Consider the following 14,001-nt stretch of genomic DNA (forward strand, 5'->3'; position numbering starts at 1 on the left):
TCACCCCAGCCCTCTCCCGCAAGCGGGAGAGGGAGCAAGAGGAGCAACACCATGAGCGCACCTGACCCCGTCCGCATCGGCATCGTCTCCATCAGCGACCGCGCCTCCAGCGGCACCTACGAAGACAAGGGCCTGCCCGCGCTCAAGGAGTGGCTGGGCCGGGCGCTGAAAAATCCGCTCGAATTCGAAGCCCGCCTGATCCCCGACGAAACCGCGCGCATCAGCGCCACGCTCATCGAACTGGTCGATGCCGGCTGCTCACTCGTGCTCACCACCGGCGGCACCGGCCCCGCGCTGCGCGACGTCACGCCCGAGGCCACGCTGGCCGTGGCCCACAAGGAAATGCCCGGCTTCGGCGAACAGATGCGCCAGATCAGCCTGCGCTTCGTGCCGACCGCCATCCTCTCGCGGCAGGTGGCCGTCATCCGCGACCAGAGCCTCATCATCAATCTGCCGGGCCAGCCCAAGTCGATCGCCGAGACGCTCGAAGGGCTCAAGGACGCCGACGGCACGCAGATCGTGCCCGGCATCTTTGCTGCCGTGCCCTACTGCATCGACCTCATCGGCGGGCCGTACCTCGAGACCGACGACACGGTCTGCAAGGCCTTCCGGCCCAAGTCGGCCATTCGCGCCGCGCACTGAGGCGCATCCGTCGCCGCCGGCTCTCGCGCGGCGACAAGCACTGACTCCCCCTTGAATCGCTGACGCGCGAGGGTGCGTCCGCGCACGCGCCGGACGCTTTGCGCCTTCGCCACTGCGGTGGAAGCAACGGCACCTGCGTGCGCGCCCTGAAAACGGGCCGCCATCGTCTTTGTGCCGCCACCAAAGACTTTGTTTGCGCTTTCGGTGCAAACCTGTGCCTTCCCCCCTCTTTTGGGACTCGTCCGATGGCCGCGCTCGGCTGCGCTTCCTAGAGTGCCCGATCCCCCCGACCGCTTGATCGAACAGCGTGCATCCCCACGCGCCGACGCGGCTCCATTTCCAGTCCAGAGAACAGAAATCACATCCATGGCTTCCCAGCAAACGAACGTCGTTGCCGACGACAAGAACACCAATGCGGCAGCAAGTGCCGGCGTATCGACCTTCGCCGTGCAGCCTCCCGCAATGGGCGACGTCTTCGACAACGCAGGCGACATCCTGGGCACCCTCGTGGCGGGTGACCTTCGACAAGGCCATCCGCATCAACAGCGGCGACTTCGAGCGCATCGATGGCGGCCTCGGCATCGACACGCTGGTGATGGACGGCAAGTCGATGCACATCGACCTGTCGGCCCTCGGCATGAAGGTGCAGGGCTTCGAGAAGTTCGACCTGGGTGCGGGTGGCAACACGCTGGCGCTGAGTGCGAACGACGTACTCGCCGGTGGCGTGCGCGACATGGTCACCGCCGATCGCAAGGTGCAGATGCTCGTCAACGGTGCCAATGGCGACGTCGATCTGCTCGGCGGCAGCGATGGCTGGACCCAAGGTGGCAACACCACGGTGGGGGATGTGACGTACAGCGTCTACACCAACCTCGCCGGCACCGCCGAACTACTGGTCGAGGACAAGGTCCACGTGACGATCATGTAAGCCAAGCCACCGGCGCGACCCGCGCCGTGTGCAACGCAAAACGCGACAGCCGCCCCGTGCGACTGTCGCGTTTTTCTTTGGTGGCTTGCCTGCGCGCTCGTCAACCCGCAGCCGTCACCGCAGGCCCGAACCCATGGCTCCCCCCCGCCTGCTCGCAAGGCACCCGCTCCACCTGCACCGTCGAATGGTGGATATCGAACTTCTCCGCCAGCAGCGCACGCAGCCGCAGCATCAGCGGCGCCAGGTCGCCCACGCCGGGCGCGCACACGACGTGCACGCTCAGGCTCACCTTGCCGCTGGACAGTGCCCACACATGCAGGTCGTGCACGCCAGCGACGCCCTCCTCGGCCTGCAGCGCGCGTTCGACCTCGGGCAGGTCGACGTCGTCGGGCACGCCTTCGAGCAGCACGTTGAGGCTCTCGCGCAGCAGGCGCCAGGTGCGCGGCAGCACCCACAGGCCGATGGCGACGGCGATCACCGAATCGACCCAGGCCCAGCCGGTGAAACGGATGACGAGCGCGCCGACGATCACGCCGACGGAGCCGAGCATGTCGGCCCACACCTCCAGGTACGCGCCCTTCACGTTGAGGCTCTTGTCCTTGCCGCTGGCCAGCAGGCGCATGCCGATGAGGTTGACGACCAGGCCGCCCACTGCAACCCACAGCATGGTCATCGACTGGATCTCGGCCGGCTGCGAGATGCGCCGCCAGGCCTCGTAGAGCACGTAGATCGCCACGAAGAACAGCAGCACCGCATTGACCACGGCCGCCAAAATCTCGAAGCGGTGGTAGCCGAAGGTGCGTCGCTTGTCCGCCGGCCGCTTGCCGAGCCAGATGGCGGCCAGCGAGATGGCCAGCGCCACGGTGTCGGTGGCCATGTGGGCCGCGTCGGACAGCAGCGCCAGGCTGCCCGACACCAGCCCGCCGATCACCTCGGCGACGAGGTAGGTCGAGGTCAGCGCGAGCGCCCAGCGCAGCGCCTTCTCATTGCCACCAGCAACGGCTGTGGCATGTGAATGCTCATGGGCCATGGGAACCTCGCAGTGCGGGATCGAGGGATGCGCCGTGTTGCTGCTCTGCGTTGGCCTCCTGCACTTCGTCTTCATCGCGCCGGTGCGCGATGCGGTACAGCAGCGGCAACACCAGCAGCGTCAGCGCGGTCGACGACAGGATACCGCCGATGACCACGGTGGCCAGCGGGCGCTGCACCTCGGCGCCCGTGCCGGTGGCGATGGCCATGGGCACGAAGCCCAGCGACGCGACCAGCGCCGTCATGAGCACCGGGCGCAGCCGCGTGAGCGCGCCTTCGCGAATGGCTTCGTCCAGCGGCAGGCCGCCTTCGCGCAGGTTGCGGATGAACGAGATCATCACCAGCCCGTTGAGCACGGCCACGCCCGACAGCGCAATGAAGCCCACGGCCGCCGAGATCGACAGCGGAATGCCGCGCATCCACAGCGCGACGATGCCTCCCGTGAGCGCAAACGGAATGCCGGTGAACACCAGCAGGCCGTCCTTCAGGTTGCCGAACATCGCGAACAGCAGCGTGAACACAAGCAGCAGCGACACGGGCACCACCACCTGCAGGCGCTGCGTGGCCGAGGCCAGGTTTTCGTACTGGCCGCCCCACACGGTCCAGTAGCCCGGTGGAATGCGCACGGCGCGCATGGTCTCTTCGGCCTCGGCCACGAAGGAGCCGAGGTCGCGACCGCGCACGTTGGCGCTGACGACGATGCGGCGCTTGCCGTCTTCGCGGCTCACCTGGTTGGGACCGGGTGCGAGGTCGAGCGTGGCCACTTCGCCCAGCGGGATGAAGCTGGTGCGCAGGCCTTCGCCGCCCGCGCCCCCCGCGCCCTTCGGCAGCGCGATCGGCAGGCGGCGAATGGCTTCCAGGTCGGTGCGCAGGGTCTCGGGCAGCCGCACGATGATGTCGAAGCGACGGTCGCCGTCGAACAGCGTGCCGGCTTCGCGCCCGCCCACCGCGGTGGAAATGGCGTCCTGCACATCGCCCACGTTGAGGCCGTAGCGTGCGGTCTTCTGGCGGTCGATGTTCACGGTGAGCATCGGCAGGCCGGTGGTCTGCTCCACCTTCACTTCGGCAGCGCCGGGCACCTTGCCCAGCGCAGCCGACACCTGCGCGGCCGTCTGGTTGAGCACGTCCATGTCGTCGCCGAAGATCTTCACGGCCACGTCGCTGCGCACGCCGGAGATCAGCTCGTTGAAGCGCAGCTGAATTGGCTGCGAGAACTCGTAGTTGTTGCCCGGCAGCTTCTCGACCTCTTCCTGCACGGCGGCCAGCAGCTCGTCGCGCGTGCGCTTCGGCTTGGGCCACTCGCTCTCGGGCTTGAGCATGATGTAGCCGTCGGAGATGTTCGGCGGCATCGGGTCGGACGCGATCTCGGCCGTGCCGGTGCGCGCGAACACGCGCTCGATCTCGGGGAATTTGTCTTTGAGCGTGCGCTCGAGTTGCTTCTGCATTTCGACCGACTGCGTGAGGCTGGTGCCCGGAATCCGCAGCGCCTGGATGGCGAAGTCGCCCTCGCTCAGGCTGGGCACGAACTCGGTGCCCAGGCGCGTGGCCAGCAGGCCCGACAGCACGACCGCCACCACGGCCGTGGTGATGACCAGCGGCTTGGCGTTCATCGCGCGCGCGAGCAGCGGCGCGTAGCCGCGCTTGGCCCACACCATCAAGCGGTTTTCCTTCTCGCTGACCTTGTTGCCGATGAACAGCGCCACGGCGGCCGGGATGAAGGTGATCGACAGGATCATCGCGCCCAGCAGCGCAATCACCACGGTGAATGCCATCGGGTGGAACAGTTTCCCTTCGACGCCCGTGAGCGCAAAGATCGGCAGGTACACGATCATGATGATGAGCTGGCCGAACAGCAGCGGCCGGCGCGCCTCCTGCGAGGCCGCGAACACTTCATGGAAACGCTCGCTGCGCGTGAGCGCCCTGCCGTGTTTCTCCTGCGCATGCGCGAGGCGCCGCACGCAGTTCTCCACGATCACCACGGCGCCGTCGATGATGATGCCGAAGTCGAGCGCGCCCAGGCTCATGAGGTTGGCGCTGACCTTCTGGTTCACCATGCCGGTGAAGGTGAAGAGCATCGACAGCGGGATCACCGTGGCGGTGATGATGGCCGCGCGGATGTTGCCCAAAAACAGGAACAAGATGGCCACCACCAGCACCGCGCCCTCGAAGAGGTTCTTCTTCACGGTGGCGATGGCCTTGTCGACCAGCACGGTGCGGTCGTACACCGTGACGGCCTTCACGCCCGCGGGCAGCGTGCGGTTGATCTCCTGCATCTTCTTGTCGACCGCCTGCGAGACGGTGCGGCTGTTCTCGCCGATGAGCATGAACACCGTGCCCAGCACCACCTCGCGGCCGTTGTCGGTGGCGGCGCCGGTGCGCAGCTCCTGGCCGATGCCGACCTCGGCCACGTCGGACACGCGCAGCGGAATGCCACCGGCGTTGCCCAAAATCACGTTGCCGATGTCTTCCACCGACTTCACCTGCCCCGGCGCGCGAATGAGGTACTGCTCGCCGCGCTTTTCGATGTAGCCCGCGCCCACGTTGGCGTTGTTGCGCTCCAGCGCGGTGACCAGGTCGGTCATCGTGAGGCCGTGCGCCAGCAGCTTCGCGGGGTCGGGTGCGATCTGGAACTCCTTGGCGTAGCCGCCGATGGAGTTGATCTCGGTCACGCCCGGCACGTTGCGCAGCTGCGGCTTGATGATCCAGTCTTGAATCTCACGCAGGTCGGTCGGCGTGTAGGGCTTGCCGTCGGCCTTCTTGGCGCCCTCTTCCGTCTCGACGGTCCACAGGTAGATCTCGCCCAGGCCGGTGGAGATGGGCCCGATCACCGGCGACACGCCGGGCGGCATGCTTTCGCGCGCCGACTGGATGCGCTCGTTGACAAGCTGCCGCGCAAAGTAGATGTCGGTGCCGTCCTTGAAGATCACCGTCACTTGCGACAGGCCGTAGCGCGACAGCGAGCGGGTCTGCTGCAGGCCCGGCAGGCCGGCCATGACGGTTTCGATGGGGTAGGTGACGCGCTGCTCGGCTTCGAGCGGCGAGTAGCCGGGCGCGGACGTGTTGATCTGCACCTGCACGTTGGTGATGTCGGGCACGGCGTCGATCGGCAGCTTCTGGTAGCTGAAGACGCCGAGCGCTGCCATGCCGAGCACGGCCAGCAAAATGAGCCAGCGCTGCGCGATGGAGAAGCCGATGATGCGTTCGAACATGCGTCGGTCCTCAATGCGTATGCGTTGCCGAGCTCTTGCCCTGCTGCGACTTCACGACGAAGCTGCCGCTGGCCGCATAGGCCGCGCCGGGCTTCAGGCCGCCCACGATCTCGATGCGCTGGCCGTCGCTGCGGCCGGTCTTCACGTGCTGCGGCACAAAGCCGCCGGGCACGCGCAGGAACACGGTGGGCTGGTCGTCCACGGTCTGCACCGCTTCGGCCGACACGGTGACGGGCGCATCGGCCTCCGACGCCACCAGCTCCACATTCACGAACAGGCCCGGGCGCCAGGTGCGCTGCGGGTTGGTGAGCGTGACGCGCGCGGTGGCAGTGCGCGTCTGCGCCCCCAGCAGCGAGCCCACGTACGACACGGTGCCGCGCGCGGCCTGCTCGAAGGAACCGGCGCGGATGGTCACGGCCTCGCCGACGCGCACGAGGTTCAGGCTGCTGGCCGGCACGCTGATCTCGGCCCACACGGTCGACAGGTCGGAAATGGTGAACACGTTGACCGCCTCGCCCACCGATTCGCCGAGCGAGATGTGCTTCTCGACGACCATGCCGTCGAAGGGGGCGCGCAGCTCGTAGCGACCCAGTGCCGACGAGCCGGGCGTGGCGCCCAGCGCCAGCAGCTTCTGGTTGGCGTTGGCCACGGCGATCTGCGCCTCCTGCATGGCCTGCTCGGCCTGCAGGTAGTCCTGCTGTGGGGAGATCTTTTCTTCCCACAGTTTCTTCTCGCGGTCGTGGGTGGTGCGCGCCAGCGCCAGCCGGCGCTGCGCCGTCTGCAGTTCGCTGCGCTGCTCCGAGAGCGCGGGGCTGGAGATCACGGCCAGCACCTGCCCGCGCTTCACTTCCTGGCCCAGGTTGGCCGACACGCTGTCGACCACACCCGCCACGCGCGGCACCACGTGGGCCGTGCGGTCTTCGTTGAACTTGATCTCGCCGGGCAGCTGCAGCGAGGTCTTGATGCGCGCCGGGCCGACGCTGTCGATCGCGATGCCCGCGGCCTTGACCTGCTCGTCGGTGAAGGGGATCTTTTCTTCGTCTTCCTTGTGGGCGTTGGCGGCGGCTTTCTGCGGCTCTGCGGTGGCAGGGGCTTCCTTGCCTGCTTCCTTGCCGGCGTCCTTGCCCTCTTCCGCGTGGTGTTCCTTGTCGCCATGGCCTTCGTCGTGCGAATGGCCGTGGTCGTCTTCCTTGCCCTTGGCGTGGCCCTTGTCTTCCTCGTGGTGCTCGCCGTCGGCATGGCCGGCGGACTCCGAGTGGCCGTCCCCCGCGGGCTTGGACGGCGCGGTGCGCAGGATGAGTGCGCCGGCGATGAGGCCGGCGAGCAGCACGGCGGCAATGGCGATCCACTGCTTGCGGCCGGAGGAAGTGGTGCGGTTGTGTGGTGTGGTCATGGTCGGAATTCGGTTCAGGTTGTGGCGTCAGCGCACGTTCGCGGAGGGGTCGTCGCCCTCGGTGCCCAGCAGGCGGTCGAGTTCGCCGGCCGCGCGGTGCGCGTCGGCCAGCGCAACGAGGTACTGGTTGCGCACCTGGAACAGCGTGCGCTGCGCGTCGAGCGCTTCGAGAAAGCTGAACTTGCCCAGCTCGAAGCCCTTGGTGGCGGCGCGGTAGGCGGTCTCGGCGCCGGGCAGTGCGTCGCGCTGCAGCGTCTCGGCGGTCGCGCGCGCAGAGCGCAGGCGCTCGCTGGCCTGGGCCACATCGGCGCCCAGTTGCAGCTCGGCGGCGGCGAGCTCGTCGCGCGCCTTGTCTTCGCGGCTCAGTGCTTCGGTGATGTTGCCGCGGTTGGTGTCGAAGATCGGCAGCGGCACCGACAGGCCCACCATCACCTGGTTGCGCCGGCTGCTGCTCACGGCATCGCCCTCGCCCTCCGACGCGGGCACGCGCTTGACGCCGAGCGACACGGTCACGTCGGGAATGCGCCGGGCCTGCTCCAGTTCGCTCAGCGCGCGGCGGCGCTCGACCTCGAGCCGGGCCTGGCGCAGCACGGGCGCATCAGGCAGGCGGCGCGCCACCTCGGGCGCGGCAGCTTGCGCGGGCAGCTGGTCGACCGCGCCTTCCACCTGCGTGAAGCGCGGCGCCGGGTTGCCCCACAGCGCGGCCAGCAGCTGGCGCGACGCGCGCAGCGTGCCTTCGGCCTGCAGCAGTTCGACGCGGATGCCGGCCTCGGCCACGCGCGCCTTGGTTTCTTCGAGCGGAGACACCTTGCCGGCTGCCACGCGGTTGGCCGCGGCGCGGGTGGCGATCTGTGCGAGCCCCACGGAGTCTTGCGCCAGCCGCAGGCGCTCCTGCGCGGTCAGCACGTCGAAGAAGGCGGTGACGGCCGAAGCGCGCAGCTCGGCGCGTCGCGCCGACAGCGCCGACGCTGCCTGGTCGCGCGCACGCTCGGCCGCCGTGACGCGCGCGGCGCGCTTGCCGCCCAGCTCGATGGGCTGGCTCAGCTGCAGCGTGGTCGTGCGGTTGTTGCGGCGCAGGTCTTCCAGCTGCGTGTCGAGCGTGGGGTTGGGCCAGGCACCGGCCTGCACGACGGCGCCATCGGCGGCGGCCTGCTCATGCCGCGCGGCCGACAGGCCCGGGTTGGCCTGCAGCGCCAGCGCGACGGCGGTGCGCAGCGTCAGCGGGCCTTCGGGCTCCAGCGTGCGGCCGGATGCCGAAAGGGACGACGAGGGACCGGCCGCGTTCTGTGGGGTCTGTGGTGCGACCTGCTGTGAAAAGGCCGGGGGTACCGCCAAGGCCAACACGGCCAGCGGCACGAAAAGCGTGCGCATCGAATTCTCCTGGGTTGCAAAACAACGGACGGACGAATTCGGCGAGAAGCGCTCAGCTGATGGTTGAAATCAGAAAAGAGAAAAGGTGCGGTGCTCTCGCCGAATCAGGCGGCGAGAAACCAGTCGGGACGCACCGGCACTTCGGCGATGTGCGAGGCGAAGCGTTCGGTGGAAGCGGCGCGCAACGCCTGCGAGGCGATGGGCGCGTCGGCCGGCAGCGCGGCGGCGGTGTCCGCATGCTGGGCCTGCCCGAAGTGGGCCACGATGCAATGGCCGACCGCCGCGTTGGGCTGGCGGGTGCTGTCTTTCTTGGCGCCGTCGCCCGCATGGGTGCGGTCGGTGCCGCGCGGCTCGTCCTCGTGATGGCCCCAGTGGCCGCCCCGCGTATCGCCTTCGTGCAGGCAATAGGCTGCCGATGCCGCCCAGCTGTACTGGAAAGGCAAGAGGAACAGCAGGAAAATCAGAAGCCAGCGGCGCATGGTTGACAAAAGTATATCGACGGCGCGTGATGCGCCGAGCGACAAAAGCCCTGCGAACCGAGGGCCCGGCGCACTGTACGACGCCATGTCGGCGCTTTGTCTTTCAATAGGATTACTAAATCGTAACCAGCCTCCCGAGAGGCATTGGGTACGATCCGTACCATGCGAATTCTTGTCATCGAAGACGAACCCAAACTGGGCGACTACCTCAAAAAAGGGCTGGAGGAGAACGGCTACGTCGTCGACATTGCCCGCGATGGCATCGAAGGCCGCTACCTCGCCACCGAAGGCGAATACGCGCTGGTGCTGCTCGACGTGATGCTCCCCGGCATCGACGGCTTTGCCGTGCTGCAAGCCATTCGCCGCACGAAGAACGTGCCCGTGCTGGTGCTCACCGCGCGCGACAAGGTCGAAGACCGCGTGCAGGGCCTGCAGCAAGGCGCCGACGACTACCTGGTGAAGCCCTTCTCTTTCTCGGAGCTGCTGGCGCGCGTGCAGGCGCTGCTGCGGCGCGGCAAGACGCAGGAGCCGACGGTGCTGCGACTGGCCGACCTGGAGCTCGACCTGGTGAGCCGCAAGTGCGTGCGCAACCGCACGCGGCTGGACCTCACGGCCAAGGAGTTCACGCTGCTCGTGGTGCTGCTGCGCCGGCGCGGGCAGATCTTGTCGCGCTCCACGCTCGCCGAGCAGGTGTGGGACATGAACTTCGACAGCGACACCAACGTGGTCGAAGTGGCCATTCGCCGCCTGCGCAGCAAGATCGACGACCCCTTCGACGTGAAGCTGCTGCACACGGTGCGTGGCATGGGCTACGTGCTGGAAGACCGCTCCTGGGCATGAGCCCGAAGCCGCATTCGATCCAGAGCCGGCTCTCGTTCTGGTTCGCCGCGCAGACGCTGTTCGGCCTGAGCATCGTCTGCCTGGCGATCTACTTCGTCACGGCCTGGAGCTTCGGCGCCAAGCAGCGCGACGCGCTCGACCAGAAGACGGTGCTTGTCGAGCACCTGCTGAAAGAGGCCGAGAAAGGCGGCGACCTCGTCTTTCTGCGGCACAAGCTCAACGACTTCTTCTCGATGCAGGACGACGTGACCCTGACGATTGCGAACGCGGGTCACGAACTCTTCCAGTCCGTGCCACCGCCGCAGGGCCGCTGGCTGCGGCGAACCATCGTCGTGCCCTGGCAGAACGCCAACTTCCACACCAACCTGTCGGTGCAGGTCGGCGTGAACATCGCGCAAGACACGCGGCTGCTTGAAAGGCTCGCGTGGACGCTGCTGGGCGCGGTGGTGCTCGGCACGGCGCTGGTGTCGCTCACCGGCACATGGCTGGTGCGGCGCGGGCTGCGGCCCTTGAAGGTGCTGGCCGAACGCACCGCGGCCATCACGCCCGACCACGTCCACCAGCCCATCGACCCCGGCGCCTTCGCGGAGGAGCTGCGCCCCTGGATCACGCAGTTCAACGCACTGCTGGCGCGGGTGCAGCGCGCCTACGTGCAGCTGGAGTCGTTCAACGCCGACGTGGCGCACGAGCTGCGCACGCCGCTGGCCAACCTGCTCGGGTCCACCGAAGTGGCGCTGACGCGTCCGCGCAGCAACGAAGAACTGCAGGGCGTGCTGGCCTCCAACCTCGAGGAGATGGGGCGGCTGTCGGGCATCGTGACCGACATGCTGTTTCTCTCCAACGCCGACCGCGGCACCTCGGCGCGCTCGAAGGCGCAGGTGAACCTGGCGGACCAGGCGCGCGACGTGATCGACTTCTACGACGCCATGCTCGACGAAGCCGGCCTGCGCGCCGAAGTGCATGGCGAGGGCGTGGCCGACGCGGACGCGGGGCTGATCCGCCGCGCCCTGTTCAACCTGCTGGGCAATGCGATCCGCTTTGCCGAGCCGGCCTCGACGGTGCGCATCGAGATCGCAGCCGAGCCTGGGGACCAACACAACACCATCACCGTGGTCAACCGCGGCGCGGCCATCGACCCCGAGGCGCTGCCCCGCCTCTTCGAGCGCTTCTACCGCGCAGCCCAGGCGCGCGACGGCTCCACGCGCCACCACGGGCTGGGCCTGTCGATCGTCGAAGCGATCGCGCGCATGCATGGCGGCGAGGTGTTCGCGTCGAGCCAGAGCGGCGAGACGCGCATCGGGTTCAGCATGCGCCGCAACGGCTGAAGCGCGAGCTCAGGGCTCGGCGTGCGCCGTCTCGGCGGGCCGGGCCTTGCGGCCGATGCACAGCGTCATCAGCGGCCCGGTCATCGCGGTGGTGGCCAGCGCCATCACCAGCAGCATCGTGAACAGCTCGGGGCCGATCAGGCCGACATCGAGGCCGATCTTCATGACGATGAGTTCCATCAGCCCGCGCGCGTTCATGAGCGAGCCGGTGGCCAGGCTGTCGCGCCAGCTGTAGCCCGCGATGCGCGCGCCCGCCGCGCCGCCCGCGATCTTGCCCACGGTGGCCACGCCCACGATCAGCAGCATCGCACCCAGGCTCGCGCCCGAGAACGCGTTGGCCGTGGTGCCCAGCCCCGCGAGCGCGAAGAACAGCGGCATCAGCACGACGATGGAAATGGGCTCGATGCGCTCGCTCAGCGAGCGCAGCAGGCGGTCGTCGCGCGGCAGGCAGGCGCCGAACAGGAAGGCACCGAACACCGCGTGCAGGTGCAGCCATTCGGTGAGCAGCGCGCACAGCAAGAGGCCGATCATGAGCGAGGCCATCAGCGTGGTCGACGGCTCGCCGTCGGGCGCCTTCACACGCAGCAGCCACGCAAAGGCCGGCTTCAGGCCGAAGAACAGGAAGGCCAGCAGCACCACCACGCCGACCGAGGTCTTGAGCAGGCCGGCGTAGCCTTCGCCCGCGCCGATGGTCGCGACCACGAAGGCCAGCAGGATCCACGCGAACACATCGACCACCGCCGCCGCGCTCAGCGAGAGCTGGCCGAAGGGCGTGCGCGTCATGCCGCGGTCTTTCAGGATGCGCGCCATCACCGGAAACGCCGTGATCGACAGCGCCGCCGCCATGAACAGCGCAAAGGGCCAGAAGCCCACGCCGGCCGGTGCGAGCGTGGGGTGCAGCATCGGCGAGATCGCGATGCCCAGCACCACCGGCACCGCCACGCTCAGCACGCCCACCGCCCCGGCCGCCTTGAGCTGCGCCCGCATGTTGCGCGTGGCCCGCAGCTCCAGCCCGACCACGAACATGAACAGCACCAGCCCCACCGTCGCCAGCGACGACAGCCCCTGCAGCGACTCCTTGGCGAACAGCTGCACATGCAGCGACGGGAAGAGCGTGCCCATGACCGCCGGCCCGAGCATCAGCCCCGCCGCCATCTCGCCCACCACGCTGGGCTGCCCCACATGGCGCAGCACCCAGCCGCACAGGCGCGCGGTGGTGAGGATGACGACGAGTTGCAGCAGGAGGGTGGTGACGGACATGGGCGGGGTCGCTGGGCGGACGAAAAAACTGATCCGATGTTAGTTCGGCGCTCCGGGCTCGATCCAGCGATCGGCCCACTGGTTGAGCGGCGTCAGCCGCTTGACGAGCTCGCCACCCGCCTCGGTGAGCACATAGCCCGCATCGGACAGCGTGACGATGCCGGCCGCGCGCAGCTCCTTGAGCCGGTCGTTCAGCACCGAAGGCGACATCTGGTCGGCGTGCTCGCGCAGCACGCGAAAGCTCTGCGGCTGGCCGTCGCGCAGCTCCCACAAAAGGCGCAGCGTGCCCTTGCGGCCCAGCTGCTCCAGCAACCGCATGATGGGTCGGCGCGGCGCGGGTGCGGGGGCCTCGGTGTCGTCCATGTGTCTTCCTTGTCGAAGTGGGGGCCTTGCGCTACGGATTTCGTAGCCATAGACTGTGTTGGATGCTACGTATTTCGTAGCGACCTCGCCGCATTCTATGAAAGGAATCACCATGCCCTCCACCGCCCCGCAAAGCCCTGTCCCGCAGCGCGCCCCGAGGATCGCGCAGCTCCAGCCGCCCTACCCCGACGCCATCGACACACTGCTCACGCGCATGACACCGCCGCAGGCGCCCGAGGTGCTGTCGCTCTTCAAGGTGCTGGCCGTGAACCCCGCGCTGGCCGAGCGCACGCTCGACCTCGGCCGCTACCTGCTGGGCCGCCACGCCGCCATCGAGCTGCGCGACCGCGAGCTGGTCATCCTGCGGGTCTGCGCGCGCTGCGGCGCCGAGTACGAATGGGGCGTGCACTGGACCGGCTTCGCCGACGCCGCCGGCCTGGGCGATGTCGAACGGCGCGCGACGGCTTCGATGGATGGCGACTTCACGCAACTGGCGCCGAAAGACGCGCTGCTGATCACGATGGTCGACCGGCTGCACGACACCGGCGACATCGACGATGCGCTGTGGGAGGCGCTGAACGCGCACTGGAGTCACGCGCAACTCATCGAGCTGATGATGCTCGCGGGCTGGTACCACGCGGTGAGCTATGTGTGCAATGCGACGCGCGTGCCGTTGGAGACGTGGGCGGCGCGCTGGTAGCGAGGCGCCTTGTGGCCGTGCTAGAAATCCGAATGCACATGATCGGAAACCCAGCCACTCCAGCTTCATGAACGACTCTCTCTTCGCCGATCTCGCAACCTGGATCGATGCCGCCCTGTCTGAGCCGCTGCCTGAAGGCATCGCGGCTTTTCACTTCAACCTTTACGACAGTTCGACGACGTACGACCTCGAACTCGTGGGTGCGCCGACCTACCACCCGGAAGACCCCGACTGGGCGTGCGACGACATCTTCATGTCCTCATCGCCACGTTTCGAGATCGCGAGCGAAGCGGTGGGGCCAGACTGGGAGGCAGGCCTGCAGGCCATCTCGCAAATGATTCTTCGCTACCTGGACGCCGCGTCTGCGGGCGCTTCGCGCCTGAAGGCTTCGCGCGCGGTCTCGCTGGGGTTCGTAGATGGCGACCTGCACCTCGTGTGGAGTGCCGGTTGAGGCGTTGACCG

General features: G+C 68.0%; 13 protein-coding genes. 6 read left to right on the top strand and 7 right to left on the bottom strand.

The features are described 5' to 3' along the window. Positions 1 to 51 precede the first annotated feature (51 nt). Both mog and IG196_RS20235 read left to right on the top strand, forming a co-directional pair. Positions 52 to 642 (top strand): molybdopterin adenylyltransferase, encoded by a 591-nt coding sequence (mog, locus tag IG196_RS20230; RefSeq protein ID WP_192192727.1) that lies wholly within the window; start codon positions 52 to 54, stop codon positions 640 to 642. Positions 643 to 1,156: 514 nt separating this feature from the next. Continuing rightward, positions 1,157 to 1,570: a hypothetical protein gene (locus IG196_RS20235; protein ID WP_192192728.1), complete on the top strand. Its 414-nt coding sequence runs from the start codon at positions 1,157 to 1,159 to the stop codon at positions 1,568 to 1,570. 100 nt (positions 1,571 to 1,670) lie between these two features. Here the strand turns inward: IG196_RS20235 and IG196_RS20240 are convergent, their stop codons facing one another. The 5 genes from IG196_RS20240 to IG196_RS20260 form a co-directional block, all read right to left on the bottom strand. Beyond that, the gene (locus tag IG196_RS20240; RefSeq protein WP_192192729.1) at positions 1,671 to 2,600 is read right to left on the bottom strand and encodes a cation diffusion facilitator family transporter; all 930 of its coding nucleotides are present in this window, start codon (positions 2,598 to 2,600) and stop codon (positions 1,671 to 1,673) included. Next, positions 2,590 to 5,808, bottom strand: a complete 3,219-nt coding sequence (locus IG196_RS20245) for a CusA/CzcA family heavy metal efflux RND transporter (RefSeq protein ID WP_192192730.1) — start codon at positions 5,806 to 5,808, stop codon at positions 2,590 to 2,592. Before IG196_RS20245 ends, IG196_RS20240 begins: the two co-directional genes overlap by 11 nt. Positions 5,809 to 5,818: 10 nt before the next feature. Beyond that, positions 5,819 to 7,201, bottom strand: coding sequence for an efflux RND transporter periplasmic adaptor subunit (locus IG196_RS20250; protein ID WP_192192731.1), 1,383 nt, complete (start codon positions 7,199 to 7,201; stop codon positions 5,819 to 5,821). Positions 7,202 to 7,228: 27 nt separating this feature from the next. Next, entirely contained in the window at positions 7,229 to 8,572 is a 1,344-nt protein-coding gene (locus IG196_RS20255; protein WP_192192732.1) for a TolC family protein, read from the bottom strand. A gap of 104 nt (positions 8,573 to 8,676) precedes the next feature. Continuing rightward, positions 8,677 to 9,051 (bottom strand): hypothetical protein, encoded by a 375-nt coding sequence (locus IG196_RS20260; RefSeq protein WP_192192733.1) that lies wholly within the window; start codon positions 9,049 to 9,051, stop codon positions 8,677 to 8,679. A 162-nt stretch (positions 9,052 to 9,213) separates the two neighbouring features. Between IG196_RS20260 and IG196_RS20265 the strand changes: the two genes are divergently transcribed. Together IG196_RS20265 and IG196_RS20270 are read left to right on the top strand one after the other, a co-directional pair. After that, positions 9,214 to 9,891, top strand: coding sequence for a heavy metal response regulator transcription factor (locus tag IG196_RS20265; protein WP_099791124.1), 678 nt, complete (start codon positions 9,214 to 9,216; stop codon positions 9,889 to 9,891). After that, positions 9,888 to 11,216: a heavy metal sensor histidine kinase gene (locus tag IG196_RS20270; protein ID WP_192192734.1), complete on the top strand. Its 1,329-nt coding sequence runs from the start codon at positions 9,888 to 9,890 to the stop codon at positions 11,214 to 11,216. The genes IG196_RS20265 and IG196_RS20270 overlap by 4 nt, the downstream gene beginning before the upstream one ends. A gap of 9 nt (positions 11,217 to 11,225) precedes the next feature. On the opposite strand, the gene IG196_RS20275 is transcribed toward IG196_RS20270, so the two are convergent. Together IG196_RS20275 and IG196_RS20280 are read right to left on the bottom strand one after the other, a co-directional pair. Then, the gene (locus tag IG196_RS20275; protein WP_101489654.1) at positions 11,226 to 12,476 is read right to left on the bottom strand and encodes a cation:proton antiporter; all 1,251 of its coding nucleotides are present in this window, start codon (positions 12,474 to 12,476) and stop codon (positions 11,226 to 11,228) included. Positions 12,477 to 12,515: 39 nt separating this feature from the next. Beyond that, positions 12,516 to 12,839, bottom strand: a complete 324-nt coding sequence (locus IG196_RS20280; RefSeq protein WP_192192735.1) for a winged helix-turn-helix transcriptional regulator — start codon at positions 12,837 to 12,839, stop codon at positions 12,516 to 12,518. Between the two features lie 112 nt (positions 12,840 to 12,951). Here IG196_RS20280 and IG196_RS20285 point away from each other — a divergent pair, with 112 nt between their 5' ends. Both IG196_RS20285 and IG196_RS20290 read left to right on the top strand, forming a co-directional pair. After that, positions 12,952 to 13,539, top strand: coding sequence for a carboxymuconolactone decarboxylase family protein (locus IG196_RS20285; RefSeq protein ID WP_192192736.1), 588 nt, complete (start codon positions 12,952 to 12,954; stop codon positions 13,537 to 13,539). Between the two features lie 67 nt (positions 13,540 to 13,606). Then, positions 13,607 to 13,990, top strand: a complete 384-nt coding sequence (locus IG196_RS20290) for a hypothetical protein (protein ID WP_192192737.1) — start codon at positions 13,607 to 13,609, stop codon at positions 13,988 to 13,990. Positions 13,991 to 14,001 lie beyond the last annotated feature (11 nt).

The organism is Variovorax sp. 38R (genome assembly GCF_014843395.1).
Lineage (GTDB): Bacteria > Pseudomonadota > Gammaproteobacteria > Burkholderiales > Burkholderiaceae_C > Variovorax > Variovorax paradoxus_H.

Bases quoted from the DNA above. Each gene is read 5' to 3' on its own strand.
- IG196_RS20240 (WP_192192729.1), bottom strand. From the start codon at position 2,600: ATGGCCCATGAGCATTCACATGCCACAGCCGTTGCTGGTGGCAATGAG.
- IG196_RS20260 (WP_192192733.1), bottom strand. From the start codon at position 9,051: ATGCGCCGCTGGCTTCTGATTTTCCTGCTGTTCCTCTTGCCTTTCCAG.
- IG196_RS20290 (WP_192192737.1), top strand. From the start codon at position 13,607: ATGAACGACTCTCTCTTCGCCGATCTCGCAACCTGGATCGATGCCGCC.
- IG196_RS20250 (WP_192192731.1), bottom strand. From the start codon at position 7,201: ATGACCACACCACACAACCGCACCACTTCCTCCGGCCGCAAGCAGTGG.
- IG196_RS20265 (WP_099791124.1), top strand. From the start codon at position 9,214: ATGCGAATTCTTGTCATCGAAGACGAACCCAAACTGGGCGACTACCTC.
- IG196_RS20270 (WP_192192734.1), top strand. From the start codon at position 9,888: ATGAGCCCGAAGCCGCATTCGATCCAGAGCCGGCTCTCGTTCTGGTTC.
- IG196_RS20280 (WP_192192735.1), bottom strand. From the start codon at position 12,839: ATGGACGACACCGAGGCCCCCGCACCCGCGCCGCGCCGACCCATCATG.
- IG196_RS20275 (WP_101489654.1), bottom strand. From the start codon at position 12,476: ATGTCCGTCACCACCCTCCTGCTGCAACTCGTCGTCATCCTCACCACC.
- mog (WP_192192727.1), top strand. From the start codon at position 52: ATGAGCGCACCTGACCCCGTCCGCATCGGCATCGTCTCCATCAGCGAC.
- IG196_RS20245 (WP_192192730.1), bottom strand. From the start codon at position 5,808: ATGTTCGAACGCATCATCGGCTTCTCCATCGCGCAGCGCTGGCTCATT.
- IG196_RS20255 (WP_192192732.1), bottom strand. From the start codon at position 8,572: ATGCGCACGCTTTTCGTGCCGCTGGCCGTGTTGGCCTTGGCGGTACCC.
- IG196_RS20285 (WP_192192736.1), top strand. From the start codon at position 12,952: ATGCCCTCCACCGCCCCGCAAAGCCCTGTCCCGCAGCGCGCCCCGAGG.